Raw genomic sequence first — 21,263 nt, forward strand, 5'->3', positions numbered from 1 at the left:
GATGGTGAAATGATAGTCGGTTTGGATGTGGGAACATCAAAAGTTATCTGTTTGGTTGGCGAAGTGCTGGCTGACGGTAGTTTGGAAATTGTAGGTATTGGCTCTCATAGCTCAAAAGGCATGAAACGCGGTGTTGTTATAAATATTGAATCAACGGTGCAGTCTATTCAGCGAGCAGTTGAGGAAGCTGAGTTGATGGCAGGTTGTAATATCCATTCTGTCTATGTGAGTGTGGCAGGAAGTCATATTCGCAGTTTAAATTCTCATGGCATTGTTGCTATTAAAGATGGTGAAGTTCAAAAAGAAGATATTGATCGGGTTATCGACGCAGCACAAGCAGTACCTATATCTTCAGATCAGCGAGTACTTCACATATTACCACAGGAATACCATATAGACTCTCAAGAAGGGATTAAAGATCCTCTTGGTATGTCTGGTGTTCGACTAGAGGCGAATGTTCATTTGATTTCTGGTGCTGTTAATGCCGTGATGAATGTCGAAAAATGTATTAAACGGTGTGGGCTCGGTGTTGATGGTGTGATTTTGTCACAGCTTGCTTCTAGTGAGTCTTCGTTGAGTGAAGATGAAAAAGATTTAGGTGTTTGTCTGGTCGATATTGGAGCTGGTACTTCGGATATAGCGGTTTGGATTGATGGTGCGCTGCATCATACTGCTGTTGTACCAGTTGCGGGTGATCAGGTGACAAATGATATTTCAATGGCATTACGTACACCTACTCAGCATGCTGAAGAAATTAAAGTTAAATATGCATGTGCAATGTCTTCAATGGCATCCGCTGATCAGGTTTTACAAGTTCCTAGTGTTGGCGATCGTCAGCCAAGATCTATTACTCGTCATGCCTTAACTGAGGTTGTTGAGGCAAGATATGAAGAAATTTACAATTTAATTTTAGATGAATTAAGACGCAGTGGATACGCGGAGCGAATCCCTGCAGGCATTGTAATTACTGGTGGTACGTCGCTTATGGAGGGTGCTGCAGATTTGGCTGAGAAGATATTTCAGATGCCAATTCGATTATCTATACCAGATTGTACTAAAGGAATGTCTGACATTGTCGATAACCCTATATATTCAACAAGTGTTGGATTATTGGCTTATGGTAGTAAAGAGGCTGAAGTAACAGAAATCTCGAAACGGGCGATGTCTAAGACGCAAATTAAACGTGAAACGTCAGTTCTGGCACCTAAAGAAATCGGGTCATCCTTCAGTGCAGCGAAGGCTTGGCAAAAATTAAAACACTGGTTTCAGAGTTATATCTAGTCAGAATAGATATTGAATTTATTGAGGAGCGATAAGCCCATGAACGTCTTTGATTTAGCTGAAGATAATTTGTCCGATAATGCCGTTATTAAAGTGATTGGAGTTGGTGGTGGCGGCGGTAATGCTGTTCGACACATGCTTCAAAACCGATTGGAAGGTGTTGAATTTATTTGCGCAAATACAGATTCCAAAGCGCTGATTGGATTTGATACAGGAATTTCATTGCAATTAGGCTCGACCATTACAAAAGGTTTGGGTGCTGGTGCAAACCCTGAAGTTGGACGTGATTCAGCTTTAGAGGACCAGGAAAAGATCACGCATCTTTTAACTGGTGCTGACATGGTGTTTATTACAGCGGGAATGGGTGGTGGTACAGGAACTGGTGCAGCACCTGTTATTGCTAAAGTGGCTCGTGAATTAGGTATATTGACGGTGGCAGTTGTTACTAAACCTTTTCCTTTTGAAGGTCGTCGTCGAGCAAGAGTTGCTGAAGAAGGTGTTAAAGAATTACGTGAAAATGTCGATTCATTAATTACAGTGCCAAATGAGCGTCTTTTGCCTGTATTAGGAAAAAATATTTCATTATTAAAGGCATTTGGTGAAGCGAATAACGTTTTATTTAATGCTGTACAGGGTATTACTGACCTTATTATGCGCCCAGGTTTGATCAACGTTGACTTCGCAGATGTAAGGACGGTTATGTCTGAAATGGGAATGGCGATGATGGGTACAGGGTCTGCGTCTGGTGATGATAGAGCAAGAGTCGCGGCTGAAGCTGCGATACATAATCCATTGCTAGAGGACATTAATCTCAGAGGTGCGCGTGGCGTACTGGTGAACATTACAGCAAACGAAGAAGTTGGTTTGTCTGAATTCACTGAGGTTGGTGGCATTATTGAAGAATATGCATCGGAAGATGCTACCGTCGTAATTGGTTGTGCAATTGATCCCAATGTTGGTGATGAAATGCGTGTTACGGTGGTTGCTACTGGTTTAGAGGGTCGCTCAGCTGTGGAAATGAAATCTGCTGTTGGTGAGTCTGTTGTCTCTCAGCCAGTTATGACAAAGGTAGAGCCTGTTATCGAAAGTCGTGAGACTCATGTAATAGAGGCGCAACCTCAGTCGAAATCTTCGCAAACTGCGAAGGTTGAAGTGGTAGAGAAAAGCTTAGATGAGAAGGGCGATTCTGTTGATTCAGCTTCTGCATCAAGTGGCGATAAATTATCGTATTTGGACATTCCAGCATTTTTGCGTCGTCAAGCTGATTAGTTTGCGCAAGAACTATGCAACATTAGGGTGTTGGATTGTATAAAAAAAGTATTATTGGTACTGTTTTTGATAGAGAGTATCAAGTCATAAAATTGTAGGAATATCATGATACGCCAACACACACTAAAGAACATTATTCGAGCGACTGGAGTGGGTTTACACTCTGGTGAAAAAGTATATTTGACGCTTAAACCTGCGCCTGTGAATACTGGTATTGTATTCGTTCGTACAGATTTAAATCCTGTTGTCGAAATTCATGGCAATGCAAAAGCTGTCGGATCAACGAACTTTGCTACGGCTTTATGTCAGGATGATGTTAGGGTCAGTACTGTAGAGCATTTGCTATCTGCTATGGCTGGCTTAGGTGTTGATAATGCCTATGTAGAGGTTAGCGCTAGTGAGATCCCTCTTATGGACGGAAGTGCGAGTCCTTTTGTTTTTCTTCTTCAGTCTGCTGGGTTGGAAGCACAAAACGCGCCTAAAAAGTTCATTCGAGTTAAGAAAGCAATTCGTGTCGATGACGGTGATAAATTTGCTTCTCTTGAGCCACATTCTTGCTTCCGCTTATCGTTTACTATCGATTTTCAACATCCAGCCATTGGTGAAGATGTTCAAAGTACGTCATTTAACTTTTCTACAACAACATTTGTAAAAGAGATTAGTCGTGCAAGAACATTTGGGTTTATGAAGGACCTTGAGTACTTCAAAAATAATAATCTGGCTCGTGGTGCGAACATGGATAATGCCATCGTACTTGACGATTATCGAGTGTTGAATGATGAAGGTTTACGTTACAGAGATGAGCTAGTGCGCCACAAAGTTTTAGATGCGATTGGTGATTTATATCTTCTAGGTCATAGTTTGATTGGCGAATATAAAGCCTATAAATCGGGTCATTCTTTAAATAATCAATTGGTATTGGCGTTACTTGAAAATCAAGACGCTTGGGAATATGTTACTTTTGAAGATGAAGCTCAAACTACACCTGTTACTTATGTAGAGCCTGCTTTTGCTGGTGCTTAGTAAGTGATTAAATCTTGAGCGTTTTTTTTAAAACCAGACATTATGTCTGGTTTTTTTGTATATAGGTCCTTGATATTTCATGTTTTGTCACACATTACCGTGATAGACTGTAATTATTACTAATTGGCTACGTTGAGTTCAAGATGTTAGGAACCGTAATTAAAAAGATTGTCGGCACAAAGAATGACCGAGAAGTTAAGCGATATAAAAAAATTGTTGCGCAAATTAATCAATTCGAAGCATCTCTCGAGATGCTTTCTGATGATGAGCTAGCTGCAAAAACAGGTGCTTTTCGTGACCGCCTTGCTCAAGGTGAATCATTAAAAGATATTTTGCCTGAGGCCTTTGCTGTCGTTCGTGAAGGTAGTCGTCGTGTGATGGGTATGCGTCATTTTGATGTGCAGCTTATTGGTGGCATGGTACTAAATGAAGGCAGAATTGCCGAAATGCGTACGGGTGAAGGTAAAACGTTAGTGGCAACATTAGCTGTTTATTTGAATGCGTTAACATCAAAAGGAGTTCATGTAATCACGGTAAATGATTATCTAGCTAAGCGTGATGCTAACTGGATGAGACCCCTTTATGAATTTCTAGATATGAGCGTCGGTATCGCCTTTTCTGGTCAAGATCGTGACGACAAGAAATCAGCTTATTTATGTGATATCACTTACGGAACCAACAACGAGTTTGGTTTTGATTACTTGCGTGACAATATGGTTTTCCGTTTGGAAGATCGTGTACAACGCGATTTGCATTTTTCTGTTATCGATGAAGTCGATTCTATTTTAATTGATGAAGCTAGAACTCCGCTTATTATTTCGGGCGCGGTTGAAGACAGTTCAGAGCAATACCGTAAGATTAATTTACTTGCTCCTCTTTTGGTTAAACAAGAAGAAGGTGAAAGTGAAGAAGCAACGGGTCATTATACATTTGATGAATCTCAAAGAAGTATTGATTTGACCGAGGAAGGTCATTCTTTTGTTGAGGAATGGTTAGTTGAGCAAGGTTTATTAGGTGAGGGTGAGAGCCTTTATGCCGCAGGAAATCTTACTTTGTTACACCATGTGCACGCTTGTTTAAAAGCACATGTGATTTTCAAAAAAGACATAGATTATGTTATTCAAGGTGACCAAATTGTCATTGTGGATGAGCATACTGGCCGAACTATGGCCGGGCGTCGTTGGTCTGAAGGTATACATCAAGCTGTAGAGGCAAAAGAAGGTGTGACTATTCAGGCTGAAAGTCAAACTCTAGCCTCAACTACATTTCAAAACTATTTCCGTCTGTATGACAAGTTATCTGGAATGACAGGTACGGCAGATACAGAAGCGTTTGAATTTCAGCAAATCTACGGTTTATCCGTTATTGTTATTCCGACTAATCGCCAGGTTCAGCGTAAAGATTTTAATGACTTGATCTATATGTCTACCGAAGACAAGTTCGAAGCAATCGTGTTGGATATTGAAGACAATGTGAAGCAAGGTAGTCCGGTGCTAGTGGGTACTGCTTCTATTGAGTATTCTGAATTACTTTCTGATTATCTTGTTAAGAAGAATGTTAAGCATAATGTTCTTAATGCTAAGCAGCATGAACGTGAAGCTGAGATTGTTGCAGAAGCTGGTCGTCCAGGTGCCGTAACAATTGCTACAAATATGGCAGGTCGTGGTACAGATATTGTATTGGGCGGTAATTTGCAGGTTGAGCTAGCTCAACTTGGAGAGTCTGCTAGCCAAGAAGCTATCGATGCTTTAAAACTTGACTGGAAATCACGTAATGAATCTGTTCTAGCCGCAGGTGGTTTACATATTATTGGTACAGAGCGTCATGAGTCACGCCGAATAGATAATCAACTGCGTGGACGTGCTGGTCGACAAGGTGATGCTGGTTCCTCTCGTTTCTATTTATCACTAGAAGATAATTTGATGCGTATTTTCATGTCTGATCGCATCAAAAAAATGATGATGGCGCTTGGTATGGAAAAGGGTGAAGCCATCGAGCATAAGATGGTATCAAATGCTATCGAAAAAGCTCAGCGTAAAGTTGAAGGTCGTAACTTTGATATTCGTAAGCAACTATTAGAATACGATGATGTTGCAAATGATCAGCGTCAGGTTATTTATCGCCAACGTTTTGAAATGATGGTGTCTGAAGATCTATCTGAAGCAATTACAGCAATGAGAGTTGAAGTGGTATCTGATCTTATTGATGAGTTTATACCGCCTCAAAGTATCTTTGATATGTGGGACCTTCAGGGTTTAGAGGATAAGCTTCGTAATGAATTTAGTCTGGATCTTCCTGTTTCTAAGTGGGTTGAAGAAGATAAAAAACTTTATGAAGAGCCATTGCGCCAAAAAATTCTAGATAGTTTTGTTAATGATTATAAAGCGAAAGAAGAAACTGCTGGTGAACAAGCGTTTAGATCCTTTGAGAAGCAGGTTCTTTTACAGGTTCTTGACACTCTTTGGAAAGAGCATCTCCAGACGATGGATATGCTTAGGCAGGGGATTCATTTGCGTGGTTATGCTCAAAAAAATCCTAAGCAGGAATATAAGCGTGAAGCATTTGAGTTATTTCAAGGTTTGCTAGAGCAAATTAAATTTGAAGTTGTTCAAATTATTACTCGAGTTAAAATACAGCCTGCCAATGAAGCTGAAAAAATAGAAGAGGCACGTCGTCAGCAAGAAGAAAAAACCACGGTTAATGCTGTTCATAATTCATTGCCTAACTCTTCTGTGGAAAAAAGCGATGATGGTAGCGAACTACCTAAAGTTGGTCGTAATGAGCCTTGTCCATGTGGTTCAGGTAAGAAATATAAACAATGTCACGGTAGTTTAGTTTAGCTGGAGATTGCTGAAATGGCAGTAGGGTTACATGATTTCCCTCTAATTCCTGAAATTAAAGGTATTAGAATTGGTGTTGCAGAAGCAGGAATTAAAAAGCCCAACAAAAAAGATGTTGTTATCTTTGAGTTGTGCGAGGGTGCTGTTGTAGCAGGTGTTTTTACTCAAAATGCTTTTTGTGCGGCCCCGGTGCGTCTTTGTCAGAAACATTTGGCAGCAATGGATGCTCGTTATTTGTTAATCAATACGGGTAATGCGAATGCTGGGACAGGCAAGTCTGGTGTGGAGAATGCGCTAAAAACTTGTGACGCCTTGTCGTCTCAAGTGGGAGTGAATATCGAGGCTATTTTACCTTTTTCTACTGGTGTTATCGGCGAGCCTTTACCTGTTGAAAAAATTATTGCAGCTATTCCGGCAGCATTGGCTAATTTATCTGGTGATAATTGGCGTTCTGCTGGTTTAGGCATTATGACGACAGATACCTTGCCAAAAGGATCTGTTCGTACTTTTGATTTTGATGGTCGTACTTATTCTATTGCCGGTATATCGAAAGGTGCTGGCATGATTCGTCCGAATATGGCGACCATGCTTGGTTATGTGTGCAGTGATATATCTATAAGTGTTGATGTTCTTCAGGCTGTTTTGAAGGATGTTGTTAATAAAAGTTTTAATCGTATTACGGTTGATAGTGATACTTCGACAAATGATTCTTGTATTGCTGTAGCAACGGGTATGGCTGGGAATAAAATGGTGACATCGCTTGATGATCCATTGGCTCAGGCTTTCTTGGTTACTTTTACTAAGGTGATGCAAGAATTAGCTCATGCTATTGTTAGGGATGGTGAGGGAGCGACTAAGTTCGTTACAGTTGAGGTTATTGGTGCTGCAGAAGTAGAAGATTCGACTAAGGTTGCTTTTGAAATAGCTCATTCACCATTAGTTAAGACTGCGTTATTTGCTTCAGACCCAAATTGGGGGAGAATTCTGGCGGTTGTTGGTCGAGCAGGCGTTGAAAATTTAGATGTAGATTGTGTTCAGCTTCATATTAATGGTTTCGAGATTGCTCGTGATGGTTGCCGTTCTCCTGATTACCTTGAGGAGCATGGAGCCGAGGCTATGGCGCCAGAAGAGATTCACATCCTTTTAGATTTAGGAATGGGGCAGCAATCTGATACTGTTTGGACAACGGATTTCTCTCATGAGTATGTCACTATTAATGCGGATTACCGTACTTAATGTTAATTAAAGTGGCTGCTGGAATTATTCTTCGTGACGATAAGGTTTTTATTTCTCTTAGGAAGTCTAATCAACATCAAGGTGGTTTGTGGGAGTTTCCTGGAGGGAAATGTGAGCCTTCCGAGTCTGCCTCGAGTGCATTGTTGAGAGAGCTAAAAGAAGAGTGTGATATTTTTGTTACAGATTATGTTCTTTTTAAAAAAATATCTCATGACTATGGTGATAAGCAAGTTGAACTTTCTTTCTATAAAGTGACCGAGTTTCAAGGCGATCCTATAGGGAAGGAGGGGCAGGAAGTGCGTTGGGTAACTATTTCTGATTTGTTGTCTTATGAGTTTCCCGAAGCAAATAAAATGATCGTAACTGAATTAATGAATACACAATAATCGCGCAGTGCGAGTTTTAAAAAAGAGCTTCTTTATGAAGCTCTTTTTTTATTTTTAATTTAATATCTGAGCTAATAACTTACGAACAACGCTTGGTTCAAATGGCTTTCCGCAGATGGCATCAACGCCTTCTTGGGCAATATTAGATAGCTGGCTATCTTCCGAATTTGAGCTAACCATCAAAATAGGTATGTGTGCTAGCTCGGGATCTTGTCTTACCGTATCGGTTAGTTCTCTACCGTCCATTTCTGGCATATTATAATCAGTAACAATTAAGTCAAACTCTGATTGAGCGAGAAGTTCAATTGCTTCTCTACCATTTTCTGCAAATTGTATGTCTTCTATGCCCATGGTGTTTAGAGTTTTACTGATGTGTTTTCGAGCCATTCGGCTATCATCTGTTACTAATACGCGAAGGGTTCTTGGGTCAAACATTTCTAGGTCAATTTCCTCCTCCACGATTAAGTCTAGAGTGGCATGAATGGCACGCTGTAGGTCTTTTGGGTTAAAGGGCTTCGGTAAAATAGCTAATACACCAGATTGTCTTAAATGTTCTAGATTTTCTCGGTTTCTTTCGCTGGAAATTAGCATGAAGCACTGGCCCTCAGTGTCTTCATTTGCTCGAATTCGATCAATTAACTCGTTAGCGGAACCGTCAGGAAGATACATAGAAGAGATAACAAGATCGGGCGGAAAAGCGCTCAAAGAATCGATTGTCTCTTGAATGTCATTTGCATAATCTATTTGTTTTATGCCAGCATCCTGCAATGCTTTGGTTATAATTTTTCTTTGAGTGTCTGATGGCTCAACAAGGAGAAAAGAAAGGTCGCTAATTGCTGCGTAAGTACTCATTTGTAAAACCACCTGTATGTCAATTCTGATGCGATTAATGCATCCATAATATATTTAGTTAATTCCATTATGATAAATAGGTTACCATGTTTTATCTAGTGTATTTAAGTAACCGGAGTAGTTATGCCAACTGCAAGTGCATGTCATATTTTAGTAAAAACAAAAACAGAAGCGGAATCAATTAAAGTAAAGTTAGATAAGGGGGCGGATTTTTATAAACTAGCAAAACAGTTTTCAACCTGCCCTTCAGGAAAGAAAGGGGGAGATCTTGGTGAATTTCATAAAGGTGATATGGTTCCGGCTTTTGATAAAGCTGTGTTTGGTGGTCCTTTATTGAAAATCCAAGGGCCTATCAAAACACAGTTTGGTTTCCACCTTATTAAGGTATTATATCGGTCTTAAATGGTTTTGAAGAAGGAAGTGGCTATGAGTAATCCAATTCAATTAGATGTATCTTATTTTGTAGCGCCTCAATTGGCTGAAGAAGATTTTGCTGTTTTGAAAGAGCAGGGTTTTGAGCGAGTTATTAATAATCGACCTGAATTAGAATCAGAAGATCAGCCTGCAGGAGAGAGTCTTCAAAGAGCGGCTGAGGTATTGGGGTTAGAATATATAAATAATCCTATTGATCTGTCTAAACTGTCACAAGAAAATGTTTCTCATCAGAGGGCGGCTTTGTTACCTGTGAAAAAGACATTGGCTTTTTGTCGAACAGGGACTCGCTCATCTGTCTTATGGGTCTTACTAAATAATGCTCAAGGTGGGAGTTATGAAGATTTATCGGCGCATGTGTCTAGTAAAGGATTTGATCTTACGCGATGCCTTCCTGCCATGCTGCCTTTATTAAAAAAATAGATTAATAGTGGATTTGTGGGTGCAGCTTAATTTTGAGTTGATTTTTTTGAGCTTTATTATTGGAAAATTATGGTTAGTCGTCCGTCATTAGAAACAGCTACAGCATCTGATCCAGACCGATTTGTAGAGCCCTTGGAGCTTGGTAAGCGTGTAAAGGCAATTCGTTTGGCCAAAGGTTGGACATTAGAGGAAGTGGGTAAAAGAACGGGTATTGCTCGCTCTACTCTATCTAAAATTGAGAATGATCAGGTTTCACCTAGTTTTACGATTGTCCAAAAGTTGATTAATGGATTGGAGATGGACTTGCCTCAGTTATTTGTTGAAGCAAGTGAGCATTCTATTGCTGGTAGAAGGGATGTGACTCGTAAAGGAAAAGGTGAACCTCATCCAACGGCAACTTATGAGCATGAGCTTTTGAATTACTCTATTAGTCGTAAAAAAATGGTACCGTTTAAAACTAAAGTACGAGCACGGTCTTTTGCTGAATTTAAAGAGTGGGTTCGGCATGATGGCGAAGAGTTTCTCCTTGTCTTACAAGGTACAATTAATTTTTTCTCTGAGCTCTATGAGCCAATTGAATTAAAAGAAGGTGATAGTGTGTATTATGATGCATCTATGGGGCATGCAGTTGTTTCTTTATCTGTAAATGATGCTGATATTCTCTGGGTTGTTGCTCGTTAAAATATTTAAATTAATATGTAAGAAGAAAAGGTTGTAGATGGTTATGAAAGAGTGGGGATTGGCAAGTTGGAGAGAAAAAACGGCGTTACAGCAGCCGGTTTATCCCAATGCTGAGCATTTGGCTCGAGTGGAGAGTACATTAGGAAAAATGCCTCCTCTTGTTTTTGCAGGTGAAGCACGTCAACTTAAGAAAGCATTGGCGCAAGTGGCAAATAGGCAGTCGTTTTTGTTGCAGGGTGGTGATTGTGCTGAAAGTTTTGCTGAATTTCACGCGAATAACATACGTGACACTTTTAAAGTTATGTTGCAAATGGCTGTTGTGCTTACTTATGCTGGAAAATGTCCAGTAGTTAAGGTGGGTCGTATGGCTGGTCAGTTTGCTAAGCCCAGGTCTGCCGGAATGGAAACAATTGATGGTATCGAGCTACCAAGCTATCGAGGCGATATTATCAATGGTATCGAGTTTACTGAGCAAGCTAGAGTGCCTGACCCAGAGCGCCTAATACAGGTTTATAATCAAAGCGCATCGACTATGAATTTACTTCGTGCATTTGCACAAGGCGGTTTTTCTGATTTACATCAAGTGCATCAGTGGAATTTGGAGTTTTTAAATAGTAGCCCGGCAGGAAGTCGCTTTCAGGATGTTGCGGATAAGACTGATGATGCACTTCAATTTATGAAGGCTTGTGGTGTAGGTGAGGGTCTTGGTCAGCTGAAAGAAACAGATTTCTATACTTCACATGAGGCATTGTTACTTCCATACGAGCAAGCTCTAACACGTCAGGATAGCTTGACTGGCGAATGGTATGATTGTTCTGCGCATATGCTTTGGATTGGTGATCGTACTCGTCAGCTTGATGGTGCTCATGTTGAATTTTTGCGTGGGGTTAAAAATCCAATTGGTGTTAAAGCTGGGCCTTCGATGGATCCAGGGGATTTGATTCGTTTGTGTGATGCGTTAAATCCAGAAAATGAGCCCGGTAGGCTTAATGTTATTGTTCGTATGGGGGCTGATAAAGTAGAGGATGGAATGCCTAAGTTGATTCGTGCTGTAGAGCGTGAGGGTAAAAGTGTAGTTTGGAGTAGTGATCCAATGCATGGTAACACTGTAAAAGCGTCAACGGGTTACAAAACCCGTCGTGTTGATGATGTATTGAAAGAGGTTCAGCAGTTCTTTCAGGTTCATAATGCAGAAGGAACTTACGCCGGCGGCGTGCATTTTGAAATGACGGGGCAAAACGTAACGGAATGTGTAGGGGGTTCTTTTGAGGTAACTGAAGCGGATTTGGCTGATAGATATCATACGCATTGTGATCCGCGCCTGAATGCAGATCAATCTTTAGAGCTAGCTTTCATGATTTCTGAGACACTTAAAAAAGCAAGGTCTTAATTGCTGCAATTTACAATAAAAAGGCCCAGTTGATTGTAGTCAACTGGGTCTTTTTTGTTTTTCTTTATTATTAGCTTTTTCGACGACGAAATGCGGATGTTGCAGATTTAGATGTGACATCAATTTTTGCCATGATGAGCGCCATTTCTTCTGCTTGTGCTTGCTGTTGTGACTTTAATGCATCCTCGCGTTCTTTTTTTGACGCTTTTTCGGCTGCGTTTAGCATTTTTTGAGTGCTAGCTTTGCTTCTTGCTACGGTTGGCGCTTTTTTTTTAGCTACTGTTTTTTCTTTTGGTGTGTCTAGTCTTTCTTCTTCAATCAGCTCACCAAAGAAGGATTTTGCCGTTGGAGTGGGCTCAACTGTTTTTTTTGGGAGAGCTACTGTTTTTTTTACCGCTGCTTTACGTGTCTTTTTAGGTTGTTCAGCGGTTGATATGCCATTGGCATCAAACAAGGCTTTTTTACCTGTATTCAAGCTGGCTGGTTTGTCAGCAGTTTGAGCAATTTTATAGCCACGTAAACTTTCGCCGTTATAAATGGAAATATAATCCGTTTCTAGCTCGTATAGTTCTTGTTTGTCGCTTGTTTCGAAAAGCTCTTCAACAATAAATGCGGCAACGCCATTTTCCCTAATGTCGTTATATAGTGGGAAATCTAAACCTTCATTGGTTGCTTCAATGTATTGTTCCAAGCGCTGGAAACCACTATTGAATGAAGTGCCTATGTAATGCTTTCCTGAGATGTTATTTGTGATTTTAAAAACGACCAAAACCGTGCCTCTTACGTAATATCTTTTAATAGCGCATAAAACCCATCCACCAAAGGTAGATGGGTTTTATAAAAAAATAGGGTTAGTGTTTTACGACGATGTTAAGACCGTCACGAACATTTAGATGGACATTTTCAACACGCTCGTCTTGCGCAATTAAGCGATTGACTTGGTTGACTGCTATGTCACTGTTTTCTATCGGAGATAAAACTCGTCCTTGCCATAAAGAATTGTCAATGATGATAAGACCGCCAGACCTTACGAGTGGTACTACCGCTTCGTAATAATTTAGGTAGTTGCGTTTGTCAGCATCAATGAAAACAAAGTCGAATTCCCCTTCAAGGGTTTTGATCGTATCTAGTGCAGCACCAAAAATCGCAGTGATTTTTTTTCCATGTTCGCTACGGTCAAAGAAATCTTGAGCAAATTCAATTGCTCTTGGGTTCGTTTCACAACAGATAAGTTCGCCATCACTAGGCATGCCTTCAGCAATAGATAATGCCGAATAACCGGTAAACATACCAATTTCAAGGGCGCGCTTAGGTTGTGCGATTCTAGCTAGAAGCTTCAAAGTACGACCTATAGTTTTTCCTGATAACTTATTTGGGTAGCCCATATCTGAGTAGGTCTTTTCAACCAGCTCGATTAATAGGTCAGGTTCTGATTGAGTGGTCTCAATACAGTAGTTGTCAAGATTGTTAAGATCCATAGGGCCTTTTAATAAATGAAGTGATTATGAAACGAATGGTAATTTTACTCTGAGTGCAGAGAATGTCTATGGCATAAAGTGAGAAAAAAGGCTTGATTTTCGTGGATGGCGGTCACACGTAGTAAAAAGACTTATTTAAATTTGATTCGCATGAATAATCGAAAAATGGTAGTTTATGCCATGAAATTTACATGTGCTCTTTAGTATGGAGCACCACTGACTCCGATAGGGGAATAAAATGCCTGTAATTACTTTGCCTGATGGCAGCCAACGTTCTTTTTCAAACCCTGTAACTGTTATACAAGTGGCCGAAGATATTGGCCCTGGTCTTGCTAAAGCAACAGTAGCAGGTCGTATTAATGGTCAGCTTGTTGATGCTTGTGAATTGATTTCTGATGATGCTGAATTAAGTATTGTGACAGGAAAAAATCCTGAAGGCGTTGAGATCATTCGCCACTCTTTTGCTCACCTTATGGGTCATGCAGTAAAACAACTTTATCCTACTGCGCAAATGGCAATTGGTCCTGTTATTGATGATGGTTTTTACTACGATATCGCTTATGAACGTCCTTTCACGCCTGAAGACTTGGCAGCGATAGAAAAACGTATGGGCGAATTGGTAAAAACAGATTACGACGTTATTAAAAGGATGACGCCTATAGCTGAAGCTCGTCAACAATTTGAAGATCGAGGGGAGTCTTATAAAGTATCCCTGATCGATGGCATGGATAAATCAATTAAAGAGGTTGGCTTATACATCCATGAAGAATATACAGATATGTGTCGTGGCCCTCATGTCCCAAATACACGTGTGCTGCGTCATTTTAAGTTGACTAAGCTTGCTGGAGCTTATTGGCGTGGTGATTCCAATAATGAGCAATTGCAGCGTATTTATGGCACGGCTTGGAATGACAAAAAAGAATTAAAAGGTTATCTGACTCGTATAGAAGAGGCGGAAAAACGCGATCATCGTAAGTTAGGTAAAAAATTAGACCTTTTTCATCTTCAAGAAGAAGCGCCTGGAATGGTTTTTTGGCATCCTAAAGGATGGCGTTTGTATCAAGTTGTTGAGCAATATATGCGTCAAAAACAACTTGATAACAATTACCAAGAAGTAAAAACACCACAAATCGTAGACCGAGTGCTTTGGGAAAAATCTGGGCACTGGGGTAAGTATCAAGAGAATATGTTTACTACGCATTCTGAAAATCGTGATTATGCGGTTAAACCGATGAATTGCCCGTGTCATATTCAAGTATATAACCAGGGTTTAAAAAGTTATCGCGACTTGCCATTCCGCATGGCTGAGTTTGGTTCTTGTCATCGAAACGAACCTTCTGGTGCCTTACATGGTATTATGCGCGTTCGTAATTTTGTTCAAGATGATGGGCATATTTTTGTTACTGAAGGTCAAATTCAGCAAGAAGTTTCAGAATTTATTGATCTTCTTCATGAAGTTTATGAAGATTTTGGTTTCGATAAAATTATTTACCGCTTGTCTACTCGTCCAGAACAGCGTGTTGGTTCAGATGAGGTTTGGGATAAGGCTGAGAAATCGCTATCTGATGCTTTGAATTCAGCAGGGCTTGATTGGGAAGAGTTACCAGGTGAGGGGGCGTTTTATGGCCCTAAAATTGAGTTCTCTTTGAAAGATGCCATCGGTCGTGTTTGGCAATGTGGTACTATTCAGGTAGATTTCTCAATGCCAACTCGTTTAAGTGCTCAATATGTATCGGAAGATGGCTCTCGCCAAACTCCAGTTATGTTGCATAGAGCAATAGTAGGTTCTCTTGAGCGATTTATTGGTATTTTGATCGAAGAATCAGAAGGTTCTTTCCCTGTTTGGCTAGCACCTGAACAAGTTGTGATCATGAATATTACCGATCGTCAGGCGGATTATTGCTCCGATTTGGAAAAAAGATTGAATTCAAATGGCTTTAGAGCAAAACTTGACTTGAGAAACGAGAAGATCGGGTTTAAAATTCGCGAGCATACTATTCAACGAATTCCATATATGGTCGTTGTTGGTGATAAAGAAGTTGAACAAGGACAAGTTGCCGTTCGAACTCGAACAGGTGAAGATCTTGGAGTGATGAGCATTTCTGATTTTGAGAACTTACTTCAAAATCAAATTGCTTGCCGTAGCCGTAAACAAGAAGTGGAGATAGCGCTATAAAAGGTAATATGAATCGTGGACGTGCAGCTGGTAAGCAGCGTCCTCAAATCAACGAGAACATTCGAGCAACTGAAGTACGTTTAATCGCTGCTGATGGTGAGCAAATTGGTGTTGTTTCGATTGAGGAAGCACTTAAAGCTGCTCAAGAAGCTAACCTTGACTTAGTGCAGATTACTGACTCGGATCCGATTGTTTGTAAAATAATGGACCACGGCAAGCATATTTTTGAAGCGAAGAAAGCCAAAGCCGCTCAAAAGAAAAATGCTAAGCAGATTCAGGTTAAAGAAATGAAATTCCGTCCAGGGACGGAGGAAGGGGATTATCAGGTAAAACTCCGCAACCTGATACGTTTCCTTGAAGGCGGGGATAAGGCCAAGGTGTCATTGCGATACCGCGGTCGTGAAATGGCCCATCAGGAGCTTGGTATGCAACTTATGAATCGAGTCGCTTTAGACTTAGAGGAATACGGTGCAGTAGAGCAAGCTGCGAAAATGGAAGGTCGTCAATTGACTATGGTGCTAGGCCCCAAAAAGAAGAAGTAATTCGAAATAACTTGAGTGATTAATGGTTTAGACTGTTAATAGCTTAGGTGATTGAAGAATTGCACTAACATTAACGAATGCGAGAGTGGTTTTATCATGTCCAAAATTAAGTCACACAGTGGCGCTGCAAAGCGCTTCAAACGTACCGCGAATGGTTTTAAGCATAAGCAGTCTCATACTAGTCATATTTTGACTAAAAAATCGACTAAGCGTAAGCGTCATCTTCGTGCAATGAAGAGTATCGCTCAAAGCGACAAAGCGTTAATTGTACGCATGTTGCCATACATCTAAGTCTCAATTTTTTAGTTCATTAATTTATTAGTATAAGGTTTATATTATGCCTCGCGTAAAACGTGGTGTTCAGGCTCGTCGCCGTCACAAGAAGATTTTAAAGCAAGCTAAAGGTTACTACGGTGCACGTAGCCGTGTATTTCGTGTAGCTAAACAAGCTGTCATCAAAGCTGGTCAGTATCAGTACCGTGACCGTCGCCAACGTAAACGTCAATTCCGCGCTTTGTGGATTGCTCGTATTAACGCTGCCGCACGTATCAATGGTCTATCTTACAGCCGTTTCATTTCTGGTTTGAAAAAAGCAGCAATTGAAATTGACCGTAAGGTTTTGGCTGACTTAGCTGTGTACGAGAAAGAAGTTTTTGCTGCAATCGTTGAAAAAGCGAAAGCAAGCTTGGCTTAATTTCTGACGTAGCCTTAGAGTAATTCGACCTTGAAAGATTTCATCTTAATAGAACGAGTTATTCAATGCAGTCTTTGATAGGGGAAGAGCTAGCGCTCTTCCCCTATTTTATTTTTTGGAGTGTATAAATGGAGAACCTAAAGCAGATTCTTGCTGATGCGTTAAGCGCAGTAGCATCATCTGAGAGTGAGTCAGCATTAGATGATGTACGTGTACATTATTTGGGCAAGAAGGGCGCTCTTACCGCTTTGTTGAAACAGCTTGGTAATGTTTCTGCAGAAGATAGGCCGAAGTTCGGTCAAATCGTGAACGAAGCAAAAGGCCAAGTTCAAGAAAAAATTACAGAGCGTAAAGCTGGGCTTGAGACAGCTGCTTTAAATGCTAAGCTCGCCACAGAAACTATTGATATTTCCTTATCTGGAAAAGGTCAAGAGGTTGGTGGTCTGCATCCGGTTACAAAAACTATGGAGCGTATTGAAACGTTTTTCCGTGGTATTGGCTTTGATGTCGCTACTGGTCCAGAAATTGAAGATGACTATCATAATTTTGAAGCGCTAAATATTCCTGCGCATCATCCAGCTCGCGCTATGCAGGATACATTTTACTTTAATCCAACAACTGTGCTGCGAACGCATACATCGCCTGTTCAAGTACGTACGATGGAAACTACGCAGCCACCGATCCGTATCATTTGCCCTGGTCGTGTTTATCGCTGTGATTCAGATCAAACACACACGCCTATGTTTCATCAGGTTGAAGGTTTGTTGATTGATGAAAATATTTCTTTTGCTGATTTAAAAGGTATTTTGCAGCAATTCTTAAATGTCTTCTTTGAAGATGATTTGAAAGTGCGCTTCCGCCCTAGTTACTTCCCGTTCACAGAGCCTTCTATTGAGGTCGATATCATGCGAACCAATAGTAAAGGTGAAGAGTCTTGGTTAGAGGTACTAGGTTGCGGTATGGTCCACCCTAAAGTGCTTGAGATGTCTGGTATCGACTCCGAAAAATACACTGGGTTTGCTTTTGGTATGGGGGTGGAGCGCTTTGCTATGCTGCGCTATAAAGTAGAAGATTTACGTATGTTCTTCGAGAACGACTTACGTTTCCTTAAGCAGTTCAAGTAACCAGTCGACCTAGGATGTTTTTATGAAAATTAGTGAAAATTGGCTAAGAGAATGGGTCAACCCAAGTATTAGTAGTGATGATCTTGTGGCTCAGATAACCATGGCTGGTCTTGAAGTAGATGAAGTTCTACCTGTTGCATCTGAGTTTACAGGTGTTGTTATTGGTGAGATTGTCAGCGCTGAATCACATCCAAATGCTGATAAGCTTCAAGTTTGTCAAGTGTCTGACGGTAGTGAGGCATTTCAAGTTGTTTGTGGTGCACCGAATGCGAGACCAGGTATTAAAATTCCATTTGCAAAGATTGGTGCTGTTTTAGGTGCTGATTTTAAAATCAAAAAAGCCAAACTTCGACAAGTCGAATCTTTTGGTATGTTGTGCTCGGCTTCTGAATTGGGTGTGAGTGACGACAACGACGGCATCATGGAATTACCGTCAAATGCTACAACGGGTGAAGATATTCGTGTCTTTTTAGGTCTCGATGATCAAATAATTGATGTAGATCTTACACCAAACCGTAGTGATTGCTTAAGTTTGGCTGGTTTGGCTCGTGAAGTCGGTGTTCTTAATAAAGTAGATGTCACTTCTGTGGCAGTGGTTGCGACCAATGTTGCGATTGAAGATACTTTTCAGGTGCGTGTGGATGTTTCTTCTGCTTGTCCTCGTTATTTAGGGCGTGTTGTACGTGGCGTAAATGTTAAAGCGCAAACTCCTTTATGGATGGTTGAAAAGCTTCGCCGCAGCGGTATTCGTTCTATTGATCCTGTGGTTGATATTACAAACTATGTGATGCTTGAATTGGGTCAACCTATGCATGCATTTGATTTAGCAAACTTGTCTGAATCGATTGTTGTGCGTATGGCTAAAACGGATGAAAAAATTGTCCTGCTGGATGGTCAAGAAATTTCTCTTCGTGAAGACACTATGGTTATTGCTGATGAGAAAAAAGCATTAGCTATTGCTGGTGTAATGGGGGGGGAGGGTTCAGGTGTTAATGCTGAAACTCAAGATATCTTCCTTGAAAGTGCATTTTTCACGCCATTAGCGTTAGCAGGTAAGGCGCGTTCTTACGGCTTACATACCGATTCTTCTCATCGTTTTGAACGTGGTGTAGACGCGACACTTCAAGAGAGGGCTCTTGAGAGAGCAACAGCTTTGATGTTGGAAATCGCTGGCGGACAAGTTGGGCCAATTACCCATAAGGTTGATGAGGCATCTTTGCCTGAAGCGACAGTTGTGACTTTGCGTCGCAAAAAGCTGGATCAATACTTGGCTGTGTCTATAGATAAAGATCTAGTGACAGACATTTTGACTCGTCTTGGTTTAGATATGCTTGAAGTGACAGATGAGGTTTGGGTTGCAAAATCGCCATCGCATCGTTTTGATATTGCTATTGAAGCAGACTTGATTGAAGAAGTTGCCCGTATATACGGTTACGATAATCTGCCTTCTTCTATGCCTCAAGCTGCGGTGAACTTCACGCCTTTGTCTGAGGGCAAAACAGCGATTCAGGTTTTACGCTCAATCCTTGTGTCTCAGGGATACCATGAAGCGGTTACTTATAGTTTTATTGATCCAAACTTAAGTAAACAGTTCTTGCCTAATATTGATCCTGTGCCACTAGCGAATCCTATTTCTGCTGATATGGGCGTTATGCGTCCAAGTTTGCTGCCGGGTCTAGTGAAAACGTATTTATATAATCAAAACCGTCAACAGTCTCGAGTTCGTTTGTTTGAAACGGGTCGTCGTTTTATTGGCTCGGTAGATGCTTTAACAGACCTAGATCAACAAGAGCAAATATCAGGGCTGATTGCAGGTAGTCGTGATTCAGAGGCTTGGTATCACAATGCGGAAAAGGTTGATTTTTATGACCTTAAAGCGCATGTAGAATCCTTGTTTGCTTTGAATGATGGTGGTAAGCCAGCTTATGAGCGTTCTGAGTGTGAGTTTCTTCATCCTGGTCGTTCAGCGGATATCTTCGTTAATGGCAAGTTTGTTGGCCTTATGGGTGAGCTTCATCCGCAGCTATCAAAAGAATTAGGAGCTAACCAGCCAATTTATGTTTTTGATATTGCGTTGAGCGCAGTGCTAAATGCATCGCTTCCTGAATATAAAGCAGTTTCTCGTTTTCCTGAGGTTCGTCGTGATTTGGCGCTGTTGGTTGATCGCTCCGTTCCTGTCAGTGAGTTAGAGAAAGTAATCTCCGGCTCGGCTGGTGATGCGCTCAAAAAAGTGTTGGTTTTTGATGTCTATCAAGGTCAAGGTATTGATGAATCGAAAAAAAGTGTCGCTTTGGGCTTGACGTGGCAGCATCCTTCACACACTCTTAGTGATGAAGAAGTGAACAACTCTGTCGAGCAAACTGTAACAGCATTGTCTGAGCAGTTGGGAGCCGTTGTAAGGGGATAGATATATGGGATCGTTGACAAAAGCGGACCTTGCTGAAAACTTAGTAGATACAATTGGTCTAAGTAAAAAAGATGCGAAAGATCTTGTTGAAGGTTTTTTTGATGTCGTTCGCAGCTCTCTTGTGGATAGGCAGCAAGTTAAGTTGTCGGGCTTTGGTAATTTTGAAGTGCGTGAAAAGAGTCAGCGTCCAGGTCGAAATCCTAAGACGGGCGAAGAGATTCCGATATCAGCACGTACTGTTGTTACTTTTAGACCTGGGCAAAAGCTTAAGTCTAAAGTAGAAGACTATATGCAAGAATAGCGTTGTTTATCTCTAAAAAAGCCATCCATCAGGGTGGCTTTTTTGTGGGTGCTTTTTACTTCTATTTGTTTTGTTATGCATAGAGGCTTTTACAGGTTGGAAGTTGTCAAATTCTATAAAGACCTTAAAGCGGAATGATATTTAGACTAAGGCTTAAGTGATTAATCTAATAAGAGCTAGTTACATGATAAAATTGAAAAAAAATGTATAAAACTCTTCCCTTTTAAGTTCGTTATAGTAATATACGCACCCGCTGACAACGACAGTGTTGTTGTTTGCATCGGGGCGTAGCGCAGCCTGGTAGCGCACTAGCATGGGGTGTTAGTGGTCGTAGGTTCAAATCCTACCGTCCCGACCAAGAAAAAGAAATTTTTTGCCGCTATAGCTCAGTTGGTAGAGCATCTGACTTGTAATCAGAGGGTCCCGAGTTCGACTCTTGGTGGCGGCACCATTTACTTAATTAGTGACATTGTTAAGTAGTGGAAGTTAAGTGCTTAGAAATTAATTACTAGAAAATTGATTTAGCGTTAAGCCGCTATAGCTCAGTTGGTAGAGCATCTGACTTGTAATCAGAGGGTCCCGAGTTCGACTCTTGGTGGCGGCACCATTTCCTTAGGAAGTGTGTTTTTTTAGTAAACTGCGTCATGTAATGCCGCTATAGCTCAGTTGGTAGAGCATCTGACTTGTAATCAGAGGGTCCCGAGTTCGACTCTTGGTGGCGGCACCAT

20 protein-coding genes and 4 tRNA genes are annotated in these 21,263 nt (G+C 40.8%); 21 read left to right on the top strand and 3 right to left on the bottom strand.

What is annotated here, in order from left to right:
- Positions 1-9 precede the first annotated feature (9 nt).
- The 6 genes from ftsA (at position 10) to mutT (ending at position 8,035) form a co-directional block, all read left to right on the top strand.
- Positions 10-1,281 (top strand): cell division protein FtsA, encoded by a 1,272-nt coding sequence (ftsA, locus tag IF202_RS05150; RefSeq protein ID WP_191593771.1) that lies wholly within the window; start codon positions 10-12, stop codon positions 1,279-1,281.
- A 39-nt stretch (positions 1,282-1,320) separates the two neighbouring features.
- A complete protein-coding gene (gene ftsZ, locus IF202_RS05155; protein WP_191593772.1) occupies positions 1,321-2,550 on the top strand; it encodes a cell division protein FtsZ in 1,230 nt (409 codons plus the stop codon).
- A gap of 105 nt (positions 2,551-2,655) precedes the next feature.
- On the top strand, positions 2,656-3,573 hold the full coding sequence (lpxC, locus tag IF202_RS05160) for a UDP-3-O-acyl-N-acetylglucosamine deacetylase (RefSeq protein WP_191593773.1): 918 nt from the start codon (positions 2,656-2,658) through the stop codon (positions 3,571-3,573).
- 143 nt (positions 3,574-3,716) lie between these two features.
- Positions 3,717-6,413 carry a preprotein translocase subunit SecA gene (gene secA / locus IF202_RS05165; RefSeq protein WP_191593774.1) on the top strand — a complete coding sequence of 899 codons (2,697 nt, stop codon included), beginning with the start codon at positions 3,717-3,719 and terminating at the stop codon, positions 6,411-6,413.
- 15 nt (positions 6,414-6,428) lie between these two features.
- Positions 6,429-7,649, top strand: a complete 1,221-nt coding sequence (gene argJ, locus IF202_RS05170) for a bifunctional glutamate N-acetyltransferase/amino-acid acetyltransferase ArgJ (RefSeq protein WP_191593775.1) — start codon at positions 6,429-6,431, stop codon at positions 7,647-7,649.
- Complete coding sequence (gene mutT, locus IF202_RS05175) at positions 7,649-8,035, top strand: 8-oxo-dGTP diphosphatase MutT (protein WP_191593776.1); 387 nt, start codon at positions 7,649-7,651, stop codon at positions 8,033-8,035. Before argJ ends, mutT begins: the two co-directional genes overlap by 1 nt.
- A 54-nt stretch (positions 8,036-8,089) precedes the next feature.
- Here mutT and IF202_RS05180 read toward each other — a convergent pair whose 3' ends face one another.
- A complete protein-coding gene (locus IF202_RS05180; protein WP_191593777.1) occupies positions 8,090-8,887 on the bottom strand; it encodes a response regulator in 798 nt (265 codons plus the stop codon).
- 123 nt (positions 8,888-9,010) lie between these two features.
- Between IF202_RS05180 and IF202_RS05185 the strand changes: the two genes are divergently transcribed.
- The 4 genes from IF202_RS05185 (at position 9,011) to IF202_RS05200 (ending at position 11,813) form a co-directional block, all read left to right on the top strand.
- A complete protein-coding gene (locus tag IF202_RS05185; RefSeq protein WP_191593778.1) occupies positions 9,011-9,289 on the top strand; it encodes a peptidylprolyl isomerase in 279 nt (92 codons plus the stop codon).
- 24 nt (positions 9,290-9,313) lie between these two features.
- Positions 9,314-9,742, top strand: coding sequence for a TIGR01244 family sulfur transferase (locus IF202_RS05190; RefSeq protein WP_191593779.1), 429 nt, complete (start codon positions 9,314-9,316; stop codon positions 9,740-9,742).
- A 69-nt stretch (positions 9,743-9,811) separates the two neighbouring features.
- The gene (locus tag IF202_RS05195; RefSeq protein WP_191593780.1) at positions 9,812-10,423 is read left to right on the top strand and encodes a helix-turn-helix domain-containing protein; all 612 of its coding nucleotides are present in this window, start codon (positions 9,812-9,814) and stop codon (positions 10,421-10,423) included.
- Between the two features lie 43 nt (positions 10,424-10,466).
- Positions 10,467-11,813: a class II 3-deoxy-7-phosphoheptulonate synthase gene (locus tag IF202_RS05200; protein WP_191593781.1), complete on the top strand. Its 1,347-nt coding sequence runs from the start codon at positions 10,467-10,469 to the stop codon at positions 11,811-11,813.
- 70 nt (positions 11,814-11,883) lie between these two features.
- Here the strand turns inward: IF202_RS05200 and IF202_RS05205 are convergent, their stop codons facing one another.
- Positions 11,884-12,582: a GIY-YIG nuclease family protein gene (locus IF202_RS05205; protein WP_191593782.1), complete on the bottom strand. Its 699-nt coding sequence runs from the start codon at positions 12,580-12,582 to the stop codon at positions 11,884-11,886.
- An 82-nt stretch (positions 12,583-12,664) separates the two neighbouring features.
- Positions 12,665-13,291: an O-methyltransferase gene (locus IF202_RS05210; RefSeq protein ID WP_191593783.1), complete on the bottom strand. Its 627-nt coding sequence runs from the start codon at positions 13,289-13,291 to the stop codon at positions 12,665-12,667.
- Positions 13,292-13,529: 238 nt separating this feature from the next.
- On the opposite strand from IF202_RS05210, the gene thrS reads away from it, so the two are divergent.
- The 11 genes from thrS (at position 13,530) to IF202_RS05265 (ending at position 21,262) form a co-directional block, all read left to right on the top strand.
- Entirely contained in the window at positions 13,530-15,467 is a 1,938-nt protein-coding gene (gene thrS / locus IF202_RS05215) for a threonine--tRNA ligase (RefSeq protein ID WP_191593784.1), read from the top strand.
- Positions 15,468-15,475: 8 nt separating this feature from the next.
- Complete coding sequence (gene infC, locus IF202_RS05220) at positions 15,476-16,009, top strand: translation initiation factor IF-3 (protein WP_191593785.1); 534 nt, start codon at positions 15,476-15,478, stop codon at positions 16,007-16,009.
- Positions 16,010-16,105: 96 nt separating this feature from the next.
- Positions 16,106-16,300, top strand: coding sequence for a 50S ribosomal protein L35 (gene rpmI, locus IF202_RS05225; protein ID WP_036162540.1), 195 nt, complete (start codon positions 16,106-16,108; stop codon positions 16,298-16,300).
- Between the two features lie 46 nt (positions 16,301-16,346).
- Positions 16,347-16,703: a 50S ribosomal protein L20 gene (gene rplT / locus IF202_RS05230; protein WP_191593786.1), complete on the top strand. Its 357-nt coding sequence runs from the start codon at positions 16,347-16,349 to the stop codon at positions 16,701-16,703.
- A gap of 128 nt (positions 16,704-16,831) precedes the next feature.
- The gene (gene pheS, locus IF202_RS05235) at positions 16,832-17,827 is read left to right on the top strand and encodes a phenylalanine--tRNA ligase subunit alpha (RefSeq protein ID WP_191593787.1); all 996 of its coding nucleotides are present in this window, start codon (positions 16,832-16,834) and stop codon (positions 17,825-17,827) included.
- 22 nt (positions 17,828-17,849) lie between these two features.
- A complete protein-coding gene (gene pheT / locus IF202_RS05240; RefSeq protein ID WP_191593788.1) occupies positions 17,850-20,234 on the top strand; it encodes a phenylalanine--tRNA ligase subunit beta in 2,385 nt (794 codons plus the stop codon).
- Between the two features lie 4 nt (positions 20,235-20,238).
- Positions 20,239-20,535, top strand: a complete 297-nt coding sequence (locus IF202_RS05245) for an integration host factor subunit alpha (RefSeq protein WP_191593789.1) — start codon at positions 20,239-20,241, stop codon at positions 20,533-20,535.
- 281 nt (positions 20,536-20,816) lie between these two features.
- Positions 20,817-20,893 (top strand) — tRNA-Pro (locus IF202_RS05250).
- A gap of 17 nt (positions 20,894-20,910) precedes the next feature.
- Positions 20,911-20,986, top strand: a tRNA-Thr gene (locus IF202_RS05255).
- An 80-nt stretch (positions 20,987-21,066) separates the two neighbouring features.
- Positions 21,067-21,142: transfer RNA gene (locus IF202_RS05260), tRNA-Thr, on the top strand.
- Between the two features lie 44 nt (positions 21,143-21,186).
- Positions 21,187-21,262, top strand: a tRNA-Thr gene (locus IF202_RS05265).
- Position 21,263 lies beyond the last annotated feature (1 nt).

This window comes from Marinomonas colpomeniae, from assembly GCF_014803385.1.
In the GTDB taxonomy this organism is placed as follows: domain Bacteria; phylum Pseudomonadota; class Gammaproteobacteria; order Pseudomonadales; family Marinomonadaceae; genus Marinomonas; species Marinomonas colpomeniae.

Excerpts from the sequence above, each read along its gene's own strand:
- ftsA (WP_191593771.1), top strand. The coding sequence starts at position 10 with ATGATAGTCGGTTTGGATGTGGGAACATCAAAAGTTATCTGTTTGGTT.
- ftsZ (WP_191593772.1), top strand. The coding sequence starts at position 1,321 with ATGAACGTCTTTGATTTAGCTGAAGATAATTTGTCCGATAATGCCGTT.
- lpxC (WP_191593773.1), top strand. The coding sequence starts at position 2,656 with ATGATACGCCAACACACACTAAAGAACATTATTCGAGCGACTGGAGTG.
- secA (WP_191593774.1), top strand. The coding sequence starts at position 3,717 with ATGTTAGGAACCGTAATTAAAAAGATTGTCGGCACAAAGAATGACCGA.
- argJ (WP_191593775.1), top strand. The coding sequence starts at position 6,429 with ATGGCAGTAGGGTTACATGATTTCCCTCTAATTCCTGAAATTAAAGGT.
- mutT (WP_191593776.1), top strand. The coding sequence starts at position 7,649 with ATGTTAATTAAAGTGGCTGCTGGAATTATTCTTCGTGACGATAAGGTT.
- IF202_RS05180 (WP_191593777.1), bottom strand. The coding sequence starts at position 8,887 with ATGAGTACTTACGCAGCAATTAGCGACCTTTCTTTTCTCCTTGTTGAG.
- IF202_RS05185 (WP_191593778.1), top strand. The coding sequence starts at position 9,011 with ATGCCAACTGCAAGTGCATGTCATATTTTAGTAAAAACAAAAACAGAA.
- IF202_RS05190 (WP_191593779.1), top strand. The coding sequence starts at position 9,314 with ATGAGTAATCCAATTCAATTAGATGTATCTTATTTTGTAGCGCCTCAA.
- IF202_RS05195 (WP_191593780.1), top strand. The coding sequence starts at position 9,812 with ATGGTTAGTCGTCCGTCATTAGAAACAGCTACAGCATCTGATCCAGAC.
- IF202_RS05200 (WP_191593781.1), top strand. The coding sequence starts at position 10,467 with ATGAAAGAGTGGGGATTGGCAAGTTGGAGAGAAAAAACGGCGTTACAG.
- IF202_RS05210 (WP_191593783.1), bottom strand. The coding sequence starts at position 13,291 with ATGGATCTTAACAATCTTGACAACTACTGTATTGAGACCACTCAATCA.
- thrS (WP_191593784.1), top strand. The coding sequence starts at position 13,530 with ATGCCTGTAATTACTTTGCCTGATGGCAGCCAACGTTCTTTTTCAAAC.
- infC (WP_191593785.1), top strand. The coding sequence starts at position 15,476 with ATGAATCGTGGACGTGCAGCTGGTAAGCAGCGTCCTCAAATCAACGAG.
- rpmI (WP_036162540.1), top strand. The coding sequence starts at position 16,106 with ATGTCCAAAATTAAGTCACACAGTGGCGCTGCAAAGCGCTTCAAACGT.
- rplT (WP_191593786.1), top strand. The coding sequence starts at position 16,347 with ATGCCTCGCGTAAAACGTGGTGTTCAGGCTCGTCGCCGTCACAAGAAG.
- pheS (WP_191593787.1), top strand. The coding sequence starts at position 16,832 with ATGGAGAACCTAAAGCAGATTCTTGCTGATGCGTTAAGCGCAGTAGCA.
- pheT (WP_191593788.1), top strand. The coding sequence starts at position 17,850 with ATGAAAATTAGTGAAAATTGGCTAAGAGAATGGGTCAACCCAAGTATT.
- IF202_RS05245 (WP_191593789.1), top strand. The coding sequence starts at position 20,239 with ATGGGATCGTTGACAAAAGCGGACCTTGCTGAAAACTTAGTAGATACA.